This is a genomic window from Haloarcula sp. CBA1127 (genome assembly GCF_001485575.1).
Classification (GTDB): domain Archaea; phylum Halobacteriota; class Halobacteria; order Halobacteriales; family Haloarculaceae; genus Haloarcula.
Window position 1 is genome coordinate 2931077 of the sequence record NZ_BCNB01000006.1, and the last position, 13834, is coordinate 2944910.

Sequence of the window (13834 nt, forward strand, 5' to 3'; positions counted from 1 at the left end):
GGTATGGAATCGGCGCTCGAAGAGATTGAGTTCCTCGCGCTCTCCTCGAACCGGGTCGAGGTGTTGCGGCTTCTGGCGGCAGAGCCACACTCACGCGGGGAACTGGCGGCCGAAACCGGCGCGTCACAGGCGACGCTCGGACGTATTATCGCTGACTTCGAAGAGCGGTCGTGGATTCGCCGAACAGGGGGCGAGTACGTCGCCACGGCAACGGGCCACATCGTTGCTGACGGGTTCACCGACCTGCTCGGCAGCCTCGAAACCGAGCGGCGACTTCGCGACATCGTCCAGTATCTCCCTACCGATGCGATGGACTTCGACCTGCAACATCTGGCCGACGCGAGAATAACCGTCCCGAGCCAGACGCGCCCGAACGCGCCGGTCCAGCGACTGCTCGACCTGCTTCGGGACGCCGAGGAAGTCCGGACGTTCTCCCATGCGTTCAACAATCAGGCGATTCGGGTCGTGCAGGAGCGGGTCACCGCTGGCGAACAGCGGTTCTCGGGCGTGTTCTCGCCCGGCGCGATAGACGCGCTGGCGGCGGACGACCGACTCCGGAATCGGCTCGAATCGCTGCGTGCTGAACCAGACGCGTCAGTCCGGATCCGGAACGACGGTGTGCCACTTGCGGTGATGATCGCCGACGACGTGGTCCATCTGCTGTTGCGGGACGACAACGGCGTTCTGCAGGCGTCGATCGATACGACTGCGCCGGCCGTCCGCGAGTGGGCTATCGAGACGTTCGACACCTACTGGGCGTCCGCCGAGCCGCTCTCGGACGAGTGGGCGCTGTAGCCACTGTTTCTGATCGTTGGAGCCGCTGTAAGAATCAATAGAACCGCTACCGGACCAGATACGGATCGTCGTTCGGCAGGAACCGCCCGAGGTCCGCCTCGCGGCGATAGTCGGTCTTCAGCAGCGCAGTCAGCACGTCGACAAGGGCGTCCTCGTCCTCATCGCTCCACTCCGCGGGCTCCTTGATTGGATAGACGAGCCAGCCGCTGCCGACGACCTCCGTGGCGTGGCGCGCATCCATATCGACCGACTCGGTCGGCTCCGATGTCGTGTTCGCGAACACGTGTCGCGTGGCCCGCTCACCGACAGGCAGGAGGACGTGAGCAGTGATGGCCCGGAGCTCCGTGTCGAACAGCGGTTCCAGATCGTCGTAGTCCGCCTCTGTCGGCGGATCGCCGCCGCACATATACAGATACGATAGATACGTCTTCTCGACGGTTGGCGGCGTGCCAGTCTCGGCAAGCAGTCCGGCCTCGACAAGCGCCCGCTGGAGGCGGTCACCCGCAGCGTTGTCGGTAAACGGGATGCCTGAGGTCGTGCCACCGTGGACGCCGGGGTGGTCACCGATGACGTGGAAGTGGGCGTTGGCGTCGCCGTACCCCGGCACAAACGGCTCACACGGTGCGTCGAAGCCGAAAGGGTTGTGCTGGCGGGCCGTGACGTTCTTCACGCGCCATAGCAGCAGGTCGTCGCTCAAAACTCCGCCGGTTTCGGTTATCGAATACGAGAAATAATGGTTAAGTTTGATAACGCTTTTCTCGGATGCCCGCAAGGAGACGGATATGCTCCGGTCCGGGAGAAGTGATATCGCGTGAGCCACGATGACCGTGTCGAGGACCTTCGGGAACGAAAAGCCGAGGCCGAACGAGGTGGTGGCGAGGAACGAATCGAGGCGCAACACGACCGCGGGAAACTCACCGCGCGTGAGCGCATCGACTACTTCCTCGACGACGGCACCTTCGTCGAGATTGACTCGCTCCGTGAACATCGCTCGACGAACTTCGATATGGCCGACAAGAAAGTACCGGGAGACGGCGTCGTCGTCGGCTACGGCCAGGTCGACGGTCGGCGTGTCTACGTCTTTGCCCACGATTTCACCGTCTTTGGCGGGTCGCTGGGCGAGGCGTTCGCACAGAAGGTCTGTAAGGTGATGGACAAGGCCATCGAGACGGGCGCGCCCATCATCGGGCTGAACGACTCCGCCGGCGCGCGGATTCAGGAGGGCATCGACTCGCTGGCGGGCTACGCCGACATCTTCCACCGCAATCAGCAGGCTAGCGGTGTCGTCCCGCAGATCTCGGCCATCATGGGGCCGTGTGCCGGCGGCGCGGTGTACTCCCCCTCGATTACGGACTTCGTCTACATGGTCGAGGAGACCAGCCACATGTTCATCACCGGGCCCGACGTCATCGAGACGGTGACCGGCGAGGAGGTTGGCTTCGACGAACTCGGCGGCGCGAAGACCCACGCCTCCGAGTCCGGGGTGGCCCACTTCACGGCCGCCGACGAGAAGGACGCGATGGACGACATTCGCTACCTCCTCTCGTATCTCCCGCAGAACAACGTCGAGGACCCGCCGCGGGTCAAACCCTGGGACGACCCCGAACGCCGAGATGAGGAACTGAAGTCGGCTGTTCCCGACGCGCCACAGAAACCCTACGACATGACGGACGTCGTCGGGCGTATCGTCGACGAGGACTCCTTCTTCGAGGTGGCCGAAGACTTTGCGCGCAACATCGTCATCGGATTCGCCCGCATGGACGGCCACAGCGTCGGCGTCGTCGGCAACCAGCCGCGAGTCAACGCCGGCACGCTCGACATCAACGCCTCGCGGAAAGGCGCACGCTTCGTCCGGTTCTGTGACGCGTTCAATATCCCGATCCTCACGTTCGTCGACGTGCCCGGGTTCATGCCCGGCAAGGACCAGGAACGCAACGCCATCATCAATCACGGCGCGAAGCTCCTGTACGCCTACTCCGAAGCTACCGTGCCGCTGGTGACCGTTATCACGCGGAAGGCATACGGTGGCGCGTACGACGTGATGGCGTCGAAGCACATCGGCGCAGACATGAACTACGCCTGGCCGACGGCCGAAATCGCCGTGATGGGGCCGAAGGGCGCGGTCAACGTCCTCTACGACGACGAACTGGAAGACGCCGACGACGTGGAGGCCCGGCGGCAGCAACTCATCGACGAGTACCGGGACGCCTTCGCGAACCCCTACACCGCGGCCAAACGGGGCTTCGTCGACGATGTCATCGAACCCCAGGAGACCCGCCCGCGGCTCATCGACGATCTGGACCTCCTCCGGGGGAAACGCAAAGACCAGCCCGACCGCAAGCACGGCAACATCCCACTGTGACGATGGCGGCTGACACTGACTCAGCTGTCGATGCCGAACTGGTCGCGGAGATCGCTGCACAGCTCGACGATGCCTCGACGGACGAGGCGGCCGCCATCGCCGTCGCTGTCGGCGCGCACCTCACCGACCGCCAGCGCGCGGCGGCAGCGGCCGCAACGGCTGCGGCAGCAGACGACGGAGACTCCTGGGACGGCAAACAGTGGTCGTTCTCCGGGCGTGTCGAAGCCACGCAGAAGCGGTCCGTTCGGGTCCGCTCGGACGCGCCAACCGATCCCTGGAGTGCCGCCGGGCGCACCGAACGGTTCTAACCGCGGACAGTTCTTCTGTCAGTTGATTGGCGACGCCGTGGCTGGATTTGCGGGTATGTTCCATACTAACATGATTATATATGTAAGATTGGCCGCTATCTGCGCATAGTTTTATGGGCCGACTCTCAGTATGAGGGCGTATGTTCGATAAGGTGCTCGTCGCTAATCGCGGGGAGATAGCGGTGCGCGTGATGCGCGCATGCGAGGAGTTGGGCATCGGCACAGTGGCCGTCTACTCTGACGCCGACAAGCACGCCGGGCACGTCCGGTATGCGGACGAGGCGTACAACGTCGGCCCGGCCCGTGCCGCAGACTCCTATCTCGATCAAGAAGCGATTATCGACGCGGCCAAGCAGGCCGACGCCGACGCCATCCACCCAGGGTACGGCTTCCTCGCGGAGAACGCCGACTTCGCCGAACGCGTCCAAGAGACGGAGGGCGTCACCTGGGTCGGCCCCGAGAGCGAGTCGATGGAAGCACTGGGCGAGAAGACGAAGGCCCGCAAGATCATGCAGTCGGCCGACGTGCCAATCGTCCCGGGAACCACCGACCCGGTCGAGGACCCCGAGGAAGTCGTGGAGTTCGGCGAGGAGAACGGCTTCCCGGTCGCAATCAAGGCCGAAGGCGGTGGTGGCGGCCGCGGGATGAAAATCGTCCACGACCCCGAGGAAGCCGAGGAGCAACTCGAAAGCGCAAAGCGGGAGGGAGAAGCGTACTTCTCGAACGACTCCGTCTATCTCGAACGCTATCTGGAGAACCCCCGCCACATCGAGGTCCAGATCATCGCCGACCACCACGGCAACGTCAGGCACCTGGGCGAGCGTGACTGTTCGCTCCAGCGTCGCCACCAGAAGGTCATCGAGGAGGGGCCCTCGCCGGCCCTGAACGACGCGCTCCGCGAGAAGATCGGCGACGCCGCCCGCCGTGGCGTCCGCGAGTCCGGCTACTACAACGCCGGCACCGTCGAGTTCCTCGTGGAAGAGGACACCGACCGGGAGCAAGGCGAACTGCTCGGCGAAGACGCGAACTTCTACTTCCTCGAAGTCAACACCCGCATTCAGGTCGAGCACTGCGTCACAGAGGAAATCACCGACATCGACATCGTCAAGTGGCAACTGCGGGTGGCGATGGACGAGGAAATCACCTTCGAGCAGGACGACGTGGAAATCGAAGGGCACGCGATGGAGTTCCGCATCAACGCCGAGAACGCCGCCGACGACTTCGCGCCCGCGACCGGCGGCAGCCTCGATACATACGACCCGCCGGGCGGGATCGGCGTTCGCCTCGACGACGCGCTCCGGCAGGGCGACGACCTCGTCACCGACTACGACTCGATGATCGCGAAGCTCATCACCTACGGCGGGGACCGCGAGGAGTGTATCGAGCGCGGGAAACGGGCACTCAAGGACTTCGACATCGAAGGTATCCCGACTGTCATTCCGTTCCACCGCCTGATGCTTACCGACGAGAAGTTCGTCGGCGGCACACACACGACGAAGTACCTCGACGAACAACTCGACCGGACGCGTATCGAAGAGGCGCAGGAGAAGTGGGGTACTGTCACCGAATCCGACGGCGACGAGGACGAGGAGATCGTCGAGCGCGAATTTACCGTGGAGGTCAACGGCAAGCGCTTCCAGGTCGACCTCGAGGAGCGCGGCGCACCGCCGATCAACGTCGGTGACGTGGACGCCGACGGCGGGAGCCAGCCACAGCGACCACGGGGCGGCAGTAGTTCCGACAGCGGCGGCGGCAGTGCCACCACCGCCGAAGGGCAGGAGGTCGCCGCGGAGATGCAGGGGACGATTCTGGAGGTCAACGTCGAAGAAGGCGACGAGGTCGAGGCCGGCGACGTCCTCTGTGTGCTCGAAGCGATGAAGATGGAAAACGACATCGTCGCCGAACGCGGCGGCACTGTCAACGACGTAGCCGTCAGTGAGGGCGAATCCGTCGACATGGGCGACTTGCTCTTTGTGATCGGGTGAGCGAGCGGACTGCCCGCCGCGCGCTGCAGACGGCTTTTATTCCGGCCGGTCGAAGCCCCGGATATGAACGACACACGCCACCGGGTGCTCGATGCACTGGCCGACGGTCCTGTTTCGGGGCCGACCCTCGCTGACGAACTGGATATCTCCCGCTCCGCTGTCTGGAAGCACGTCGAAGCGCTCCGCGACGAGGGGTTCGAGATCCGTAGCGACGACGCGGGCTACGACCTCGATTCGGTCCCGGAGTTCGGGGCGAGCGCGGTCGAATACGGACTCGAAGCGCCGTTTTCTGTCGAGTACCACGACAGTATCCCGAGCACGAACGCACGCGCCCGAGACCTTGCGACAGAGGGGGCGTCGGACACTGTGGTGCTAGCCGACGAACAGACCGGTGGCCGGGGGCGACTCGACCGTGATTGGCATTCGCCTAGCGGTGGAATCTGGCTCTCCGTGCTGTTCCGGCCCGACGTGCCGATGGCCCACGCGCCGGTGTTCACGCTCGCGGCCGCTGTCGCGGTGACACGGGCGGCCCGTGAGGCCGGCGTCGAGGCCGGCATCAAGTGGCCCAACGACGTGCTCGTCCGCCACGGCGACGAGGAGCGGAAACTGGTCGGCATCCTCACAGAAATGGAGGGCGAGGCCGACCGCGTCTCCTGGGTCGTCGTCGGGATCGGTGTCAACGCGAACGTCGACCCCTCGGACTTACCCAGCGAAGCGAACCCGACAAGCCTCTCGGCCGAACGGGGTGAACCGATCGACAGACGCCTGTTCACGCAACGGCTACTGGAGGAGTTCAACGCGTTGCAACAGGATACGGAGCACGTCGTCGAGGCATGGCGGGAGTACGCGACGACGCTGGGCAAAAAAGTCCGGGTCGAGACACCCGGAGGCCCCATCGAGGGCGAAGCCGTGGATGTCCAGTTCCCGGGCGCGCTCGTCATCGAGACAGAATCAGGTACAGAGGTCGTTTCAGCGGGAGATTGTGAGCATCTCCGCCCGGTTACGGAGTAAGCGCGACGACAGGAGATACGTCACTGTGGGACGCCAGCAGGCTGTTCGTCCTCCGAGAGGTCTTGCATCGCTGTCTCCACCGGAACGGTGACGACTGGAACAGTGGCTGACCGGACGACCCGTTCGGCGACGCTGCCCAGTAGCAGGCGGTCGATGCCGCCGCGACCGTGGGTCCCCATCACGATGAGGTCACAGCCGTGCTGGCTCGCATATTCGACGATTTCCCGACTCGGGCTGCCCTCGGTCGTGGCTCGCGTGACAGCCACGTCGTCGGCAACGAGACGTTCCACCATGTCCAGCGCCATCTCACCTTCGCGGTGGAGCGAGTCGGTGACGCCCTCCCATGTCGGTTCGTGCGGGAGCGTCGAGAACCGACCGATGTCGACGACGTACAGCGCATGAATCTCACTGTCGTGGGCCGTTGCAAGTGTTTTAGCGTGTCTGAGAACGTCTTTCGACCCCGCCGACCCGTCTGTTGGTACCAGTATCCTGTCGTACATACTGTACTATTGACTGGCTGAACGGATATAGTTTGGTAAGAGATAACATTCAACAATCAAGCCAGAGATGGGTCAGTTCAACTCTCGGTCCCGTTCGAACTCCGCTGTCCCGGAGTCATCCACGGACGGGCCGTCAAGGGCCTGTTCAAGTCGGCGTTCCAGTTCCGCCTCGGTAATCTCCCCGTTAGCGTAGCGCTCGGAGAGCCGATCGACAGGGTCCGTTTCGTTGGCCTCGCCAGTCGTGTGTGCGGCCTGTGCCCGTGACGCGCCAGTTGTCGACGCTGTCGCCTCGTCCTGACCGAAGACCTCTGACACGACCCAGTACACGGCGTAGCCGATGGCCACTATGAACCCGATGGTGGCGGCCAGAGAGAGGAGTCCCAGTATGATGCCGATAAGACCGAAGAACAGTCCGAACGCAACTCTCACAGCCGCGAAGACGACAAACAACGAGACAAGGCCTAACAGGCCATACAGCAGTACTTTTACTGGTGTGCTCTGGGCACGGTCGGTGGTGGAGGGCATCGCCCGATGATACTATTCCCGCAGTGATAAGAATTATTCCGACTCCGGGTGGACGACGCGCCGAACGTCGGCCGTTTCCGCCCGACGAACGACTGCCCGAACGGGGTTCCGTGCTCCTGAGAGATTGTCAGAATCTCCATCGAGCACCAGCAGGCGTGCCGGCTGCCCGGTCTTGATGAGTCCGCCGCCAAGCCCCGCGATTTCGGCCCCGTTGACCGTGGCCATCCGCAGCACCTCGCGGGCCGAAAGGTCGTACAGCTTCGCGGTGAACTCCATCTCGCGGAACATCGAGGGACTGTTGAGCATGACGTTGTCCGTTCCGAGAGCGACCGTCGTCCGGTCGGCCAGTTCTTCGACCGGCGGACGGCCAACGTCGGTGACGATGTTCGACCGGGGACAGACCACAACGGGGATTTCGCTGTCAGCGACCCGTTCGAGATGCAGCGACTCGGCGTGAACCATGTGGACGAGAAAGTCCGGGTCGAGGTCAAGTGCGGGGTTGATGTCGGATCTATCGGCCTCGCCGGCGTGGATGCCGAACAGCTTCCCGGCCTGTCGGGTCGCGCGCCGTTCCGGCCCGAACTCGCTGTCGTTGGCCCCGCTCGCGCCGAACCCGTCGGCCAGCTCCATCGCGTCGGTCGTCTCGCGCCCGAGGATCACGCTTTCGAGGTCCGACCCGGACAGCGCGTCTCGAATCGCGCGGACGCCCTCGACGCCGCCCTCCCGGAACTCGACGAACGCGCCGGTCCCGGACTGCTCCATGAACGACAATGACCGCGCCATCGCGGCCACCAGTTCGTCCCGGCTGGCATCGCGGAGCAAGCGGTGTTTCAGGCCGTCCGGCGGCGCGACCAGTTCTTCCAGCGAGAGACCCTCCCCGGCCTCCTTTGCGATAGAATCGCCGATGTGGGTGTGGGCGTTGACGAACGCTGGCACCACGATGTCGTCGCTGTCGACCGCTGTTTCCTCGACGGCGGCTATCTCTCCGTCTTCGACGATGACACGGCCCTCGATAGCCTCGAACGACCGTCCCGTCAGAATCGTCCCTTCGAGAATCATACTCTCCCTTCGCCCGTTCTCTCAATTAAACTCATCGAGGGTCGCATGGATACCCGTCCGCACGTCCCGGACTCTGGCCCCGTCAAGGTCGAGTCCGAGTTCACGGATCGCCGCCGCACCGACCCGCTCGCTCTCGGCTTCCGGCGCATAGACCCCAAGCCGCCACTGGTCGCGCTGGGCGGCGCGGATGGCGTTGACCAGCGTCGACTGCTCGCCGAGCCGGCGGACCTCACCGTTGACCAGCACGCGGCTGCTCGACTCGGTCATCGACGGTTCTGGCGGAATGTCGAGTACAACGGCGTCGCTGTCGACGTTCGCTTCGTCGGCGATAGCCTGTTCCATCGCACCGACCGCGTCGTGGTCGGCCGCCAGCACCTCGTCGGGCACGGACTGCCACTCCGCCCAGACGGCGCGCTTGTACAGGTCCCGCTGGGTCAGCCGCCGCGCGTACGCCGCCGTCGCCTCGCACTGTCTGAGCGCCACGAGCAGGTCGTTGTCGTCCCACCGGCGGAGCGTCTCGGCGGTCGTGTCAGTCGCGGCGAGCAGTTCTTCGGTCCCGCGCCGCAGCATCGATTTGGCGATGCGGGCGACGTGGTGCTGGTAGACGGTTGGGTTCATCAGTGCCCGCGCGAGCAGGAGCGACTCGGCCGTCTGGACGTTCCCTTCGTCTAAGACGAGTTCGCCGTCGACGAAACACAGCTCCCGGACCAGCCGCTCGTGGTCGATAGTCCCGTATGGAACACCCGTGTGGTGGGCGTCGCGGACCAGATAGTCCATCCGGTCGACGTCCAGTTCGCCGGAGACGAGCTGGCCCAGTTCGCCCTCGCCGGCGACGAGGCCGGCCACGCGGTCCGGATTGAGGCCGTGCTCCGAGAGCACCCGCGCGACAGGACCGTCACCGAGCAGTTCGTCCACGTCGTCATGGTACTTGCCCGTCCGGCGGTGGATGAGCGCCTCGACGTTGTGGCTGTACGGCGAATGGCCCACGTCGTGGAGCAACGCTGCGGCGCGGACTCGTTCGGCCTGCTGGCCCTCAATGCCGAGGTGGGACAGCGCTCGGTCCGCGAGGTGATAGACACCCAGCGAGTGCTCGAATCTAGTGTGGTTCGCCGAGGGGTAGACGAGCGTCACCGTGCCGAGCTGGGAGATGTGCCGGAGCCGCTGGACCGGCGGCGTGTCGAGCAACGCCGCCGCGACGCCCTGCACCTCAATGTGGTCGTGGACGCTGTCCTTGATTGTGGTCATTGCCGCGGCCTACGGCGGCGGCCGACAAAATCGTTCGCCACCCGACACGCAAAACCCGAGGCTAGCGAGGGACCCAGCCGTAGATGTGGTTCAGCATGACGTATGTGACGAGCCCGAGAAAGAGGCTCAGCCCCCAAGCGGAGACCGCGATACGACCCACACGGGCGTGGATTGTTTCTCTGAGCTCGGCGGGAGAGTGGGTCAGCCCGAGGACGACCGCGTGAACGACGACGGGCACGGACACCGCGGATAGCAGGATGTGGATAGCGAGCATCACGATGTACGCCGTCCAGACGAACCCTTCGGCGACGATTTCCTTCTCGAAGCCGCCGCCGACCTTGAGTATATACAGCGCCAGAAACACCATGATGAGCGTGAACGCAGTCAGCATCGCCGCACGGTGTTTCTGTACCTGATTGTTCTTGATGAAGTAGACGCCAGCGACGATTGCGAGCAGGGCGATACTGTTGACGACGGCGATTGCATCACCTAGCAGAATAACGGTGTCATTCGAGAACTCTGGCAACGGTAAGACGCCACCAAACGCGCCGAACACGAGCGCGTAGCCAACGACCGAGACGACGGCGGTGACGAGCCGCGGACGAGCGCGGGCACGCGACTGGAGTGTGTCTGCGACGGCCATACCCATGATTCAGGACCGGAATGGTAACTGTGTTCTGAAACGGGCGAGTACGACAGCGCAGTTGCGGGTCGTAGCGGTGACTACTGACCCGAAAAACACGGAGAATCGGAACGAAGCGCTGCCGAAATCAGGCGAACGTTCGGGAAACGTCCTCGTCGTCGGTCTCTTCCTGCTGAATCTTCTCCCAAGCGTTGTGGAAATCAGCCATCGTGACCTCGGTCCGGTCGTCGCGGATGGCGAACATCCCGGCCTCGGTACAGATGGCTTTCACGTCAGCACCGGAGGCGTCCTGAATATCCTCGGCCAGCGTCTCGAAGTCCACGTCGTCGGCGACGTTCATGCTGCGGGTGTGGATCTGGAATATCTGCTTGCGACCTTCGAGGTCGGGGTTCGGAACCTCGATGAGGCGGTCGAAGCGGCCGGGGCGGAGAATGGCCCGGTCGAGCATATCGAAGCGGTTTGTCGCCGCGATGATGCGGATGTCACCGCGGTCGTCGAAGCCGTCCATCTCTGAGAGCAACTGCATCATCGTCCGCTGGACCTCGGCGTCGCCGGAGGTCTTCGACTCCGTCCGCTTGGCCGCGATAGCGTCGATCTCGTCGATGAAGACGACGGCGGGCTCCTCCTGACGAGCCAGCTCGAACAGGTCGCGGACGAGCTTCGCGCCCTCGCCGATGAACTTGTGGACCAGCTCGGAGCCGGCCATCTTGATGAACGTCGCGTCGGTCTCGTTGGCGACGGCCTTCGCCAGCATCGTCTTCCCGGTGCCGGGCGGGCCATGCAGCAGGACGCCGCTCGGTGGGTCGATGCCCACGTCTTCGAACATCTCCGGGCTCTTCAGCGGCATCTCGACGGTCTCGCGGACCTCTTCCATCTGCTCTTCGATGCCGCCGATGTCGGCAAAAGTGACATCCGGCGACTGGTCGACCTGCATCACGCGAGCGCGAACGTCGGTCTCGTCGTCGAGCTGTTTGACAATAGAGAGCGAGTTGTTGACGGCGACGCGGTCGTCGGGTTCGAGATCCTCGCGCATCTCGTCGGTGACCTCTGTCAGGGCCTCCTGATTGTTGCCGTGCTGCTTGATAATCACGCCATCGCTGGAGAGCTCCTGAACGGTCGCGACAAACAGCGGTGACTGCTTGAGCTTCTTGTTCTCGTGCGTGAGCCGTTCGAGCTTCTGCTGGTACTTGTTGTTCTCCGCGTTCGCGTCCAGCAGCTTGTCGCGCATCTCCTCGTTCTGCGATTCGAGCACCTCTAGCCGCTCCTGCAGCGCCTCGATCTTCTGTTGCTGAGACGCGTCATCGTCGTACGGCATATCGACCTCGTCGACGGTGTCGGTCATTACGACGCCTTTAGTAGGTGTATCGTTATGAGGCTTCGGGTAGTCTCAGAAACTGTATCGCCCGACGTGCGCCCTGAGGGGGCCGCTACTGGCCGCTCCCCGTCTATAGGTCTCAAACCGGCACGTTTCTTGGCCCCCACTGGGAACACCTGTCCATGCCAACCGACCGCGAAGACGTCATCATCGTGGGCGGCGGCGTCGCCGGACTGTCGGCGGCGATCTACACCGCTCGCGCCGACCTGTCGACCCGGATCATCTCGACCGATGAGTCGATACTGAACCGCAACGCACACCTGGAGAACTACCCCGGATTCCCGGCAGGAATCAACCCTCGGCTCCTGCTCGAACTCATGCGGGCACAGGCGCGGCGCGCCGGTGTCTGGTTCATCGACGGCGAAGCCGAGCAGGTGGCGGAAACTGAGGAAGGCTTCGAAGTGACCTGCGCCGACGGCGAGTCCTACGACGGGAGGTTCCTCATCGCTGCCTCCTGGTCGGACCCGTCGTATCTGGAAGGGCTGGATCTCTCGCTCATCGACCGTGGGTCGAAGCAGTTCATCTCGACCGACGAACAGGGTCGGACCGATATCGAGGGACTGTACGCGGCCGGCCGGCTGGCCGAGCAGCACCACCAGACCATCGTCGCCGCGGGCCACGGCGCACAGGTCGGGCTCACACTGCTAGAGGACTCCGATATCGACTTCTATCACGACTGGACTGCGCCGGAGGGGTATTTCACCGGCCGCGACCGACCGGTTCCGCCGGGTTGTGAGGAGATCGACGAGGCAGAACGCAAGAAACGCGAACAGGAGTCACTGGAGGTCATGCGACGGTACTTCGAGGAACCGATGCCGGGGGAGCCGACGATGCATCCGAGCGTCGATCAGGATTCAGACTGATAGGGACTGCTGTAACAGTTTCCCGGTTCGACCGTACGACGGTCGGTCCCGAAACGGCTTAGAGCAGTCGCTATGGCCCTGTTTCGAGCGTGCGTGCGACTGACTGCAGTCGCTCGATCCGTTCGGCTGTCGGTGGGTGAGAGCGTGTTTCGATGGACGACGAATCGCTCGACGCATCCGTGTCGAACCCGTATGGAAGGAAGCACAGTCCGCGGACGCCCGCGTACGCGGAGCGTTTGTCGGTTTCTGGGCGGTCACCGCCCCTGTCGTCGAGCGTCTCTAACGCCCTGACGAGCGCGGCGGGGTCGCCGGTCAGCTGGGCCGCGCTCCGGTCGGCGGCGAACTCACGAGCGCGCGACAGCGACCGCCCCAGAACAACGACGGGAGCGGTGAACACGCCCAGCGCGACGCCGCCGAACAGGACCGTCACCGCGAACAGAAACAGGAACCCCAACGTGAACGAGAGGCTTCCGAAGGGGGCCGCAAGCACCCGGGCGCTGAACACGTAGGAGAGACCGAGCGCGACCAGCCCGAGCGCGTAGCGGCTCCCGCCCGGGAGCAGATCCCCAAGCGGGTCGTACTCGCCGTTGGTCAGCGACGGGAGGAAGCTGGCCAGCGTCATGACAGTCGCGTCGCGGTTGGCGACGTGCATGAGTTCGTGGGCCAGCACCGCGTCGAGTTCGTCGCCCGAAAGCGTCGACAGCAGCCCCTCGCTGACGACCACCGTCGCGCCGCCAAGCGTCCCGATAGCGAAGCTGTTTGGTACGTCGGTATCCGCGACGGCAATCCGTGGCGGCGTGAGGTCGGCCAGTTGCGCGAGCCGCTGCACTCGTTCGTGGAGGTCAGGGTACTCCTCGGGGCCGACGGTGCGGGCGTCGACCTCGGCCATCGTCTGCGCGCTGGTGTATCGGAGCTGTGCCCAGACAAACGCCACGAGGGCAGGGGTGAGAACGGCTACCCACCAGGCGATGCGTGCCGACGCCCCACCGAACGGGAGGGCGGTGGCAACGGCGTCCCGCACCGGCGCAAGCCAGGGCGTCAGGAGCACCGCCGCGGTCGCGACCACAGCGATATCGACGGCGAGGAGGAGCAGGAGGGTCCACAGCATACGGCGGGTCAGTGTCCGCATAGGGATAGTTCTGCTATACCCACAGCGGATGAAA

General features: G+C 64.2%; 14 protein-coding genes. 6 read left to right on the forward strand and 8 right to left on the reverse strand.

Features of this window, described 5'->3' with window-relative positions:
• Nucleotides 1-3: 3 nt before the first annotated feature.
• Complete coding sequence (locus AV059_RS19260) at nucleotides 4-795, forward strand: winged helix-turn-helix domain-containing protein (RefSeq protein WP_058997133.1); 792 nt, start codon at nucleotides 4-6, stop codon at nucleotides 793-795.
• Nucleotides 796-841: 46 nt separating this feature from the next.
• Here the strand turns inward: AV059_RS19260 and AV059_RS19265 are convergent, their stop codons facing one another.
• Nucleotides 842-1465 (reverse strand): uracil-DNA glycosylase family protein, encoded by a 624-nt coding sequence (locus AV059_RS19265; RefSeq protein WP_058997135.1) that lies wholly within the window; start codon nucleotides 1463-1465, stop codon nucleotides 842-844.
• 141 nt (nucleotides 1466-1606) lie between these two features.
• Here AV059_RS19265 and AV059_RS19270 point away from each other — a divergent pair, with 141 nt between their 5' ends.
• From AV059_RS19270 to AV059_RS19285, 4 genes are all read left to right on the forward strand, one after another.
• Nucleotides 1607-3157 carry an acyl-CoA carboxylase subunit beta gene (locus AV059_RS19270; RefSeq protein WP_058997138.1) on the forward strand — a complete coding sequence of 517 codons (1551 nt, stop codon included), beginning with the start codon at nucleotides 1607-1609 and terminating at the stop codon, nucleotides 3155-3157.
• Nucleotides 3158-3159: 2 nt separating this feature from the next.
• Nucleotides 3160-3465 carry a hypothetical protein gene (locus AV059_RS19275; RefSeq protein ID WP_058997140.1) on the forward strand — a complete coding sequence of 102 codons (306 nt, stop codon included), beginning with the start codon at nucleotides 3160-3162 and terminating at the stop codon, nucleotides 3463-3465.
• A 140-nt stretch (nucleotides 3466-3605) separates the two neighbouring features.
• The gene (locus AV059_RS19280; protein ID WP_058997142.1) at nucleotides 3606-5450 is read left to right on the forward strand and encodes an acetyl-CoA carboxylase biotin carboxylase subunit; all 1845 of its coding nucleotides are present in this window, start codon (nucleotides 3606-3608) and stop codon (nucleotides 5448-5450) included.
• Nucleotides 5451-5513: 63 nt separating this feature from the next.
• On the forward strand, nucleotides 5514-6461 hold the full coding sequence (locus AV059_RS19285) for a biotin--[acetyl-CoA-carboxylase] ligase (protein ID WP_058997144.1): 948 nt from the start codon (nucleotides 5514-5516) through the stop codon (nucleotides 6459-6461).
• Nucleotides 6462-6481: 20 nt separating this feature from the next.
• On the opposite strand, the gene AV059_RS19290 is transcribed toward AV059_RS19285, so the two are convergent.
• The 6 genes from AV059_RS19290 to AV059_RS19315 form a co-directional block, all read right to left on the reverse strand.
• Nucleotides 6482-6961, reverse strand: a complete 480-nt coding sequence (locus AV059_RS19290; protein ID WP_058997147.1) for a universal stress protein — start codon at nucleotides 6959-6961, stop codon at nucleotides 6482-6484.
• Between the two features lie 72 nt (nucleotides 6962-7033).
• Nucleotides 7034-7486: an SHOCT domain-containing protein gene (locus AV059_RS19295; protein ID WP_058997149.1), complete on the reverse strand. Its 453-nt coding sequence runs from the start codon at nucleotides 7484-7486 to the stop codon at nucleotides 7034-7036.
• Between the two features lie 33 nt (nucleotides 7487-7519).
• On the reverse strand, nucleotides 7520-8545 hold the full coding sequence (locus AV059_RS19300) for an amidohydrolase family protein (protein WP_058997150.1): 1026 nt from the start codon (nucleotides 8543-8545) through the stop codon (nucleotides 7520-7522).
• Nucleotides 8546-8566: 21 nt separating this feature from the next.
• Entirely contained in the window at nucleotides 8567-9790 is a 1224-nt protein-coding gene (locus AV059_RS19305; protein WP_058997152.1) for an HD domain-containing protein, read from the reverse strand.
• A gap of 61 nt (nucleotides 9791-9851) precedes the next feature.
• Complete coding sequence (locus AV059_RS19310; protein ID WP_058997154.1) at nucleotides 9852-10433, reverse strand: DUF420 domain-containing protein; 582 nt, start codon at nucleotides 10431-10433, stop codon at nucleotides 9852-9854.
• 127 nt (nucleotides 10434-10560) lie between these two features.
• A complete protein-coding gene (locus tag AV059_RS19315; protein ID WP_058997156.1) occupies nucleotides 10561-11775 on the reverse strand; it encodes a proteasome-activating nucleotidase in 1215 nt (404 codons plus the stop codon).
• A 155-nt stretch (nucleotides 11776-11930) separates the two neighbouring features.
• Between AV059_RS19315 and AV059_RS19320 the strand changes: the two genes are divergently transcribed.
• Nucleotides 11931-12671, forward strand: coding sequence for an NAD(P)/FAD-dependent oxidoreductase (locus AV059_RS19320; protein ID WP_058997158.1), 741 nt, complete (start codon nucleotides 11931-11933; stop codon nucleotides 12669-12671).
• A gap of 70 nt (nucleotides 12672-12741) precedes the next feature.
• Here the strand turns inward: AV059_RS19320 and AV059_RS19325 are convergent, their stop codons facing one another.
• On the reverse strand, nucleotides 12742-13800 hold the full coding sequence (locus tag AV059_RS19325) for a M48 family metalloprotease (RefSeq protein WP_058997161.1): 1059 nt from the start codon (nucleotides 13798-13800) through the stop codon (nucleotides 12742-12744).
• Nucleotides 13801-13834 lie beyond the last annotated feature (34 nt).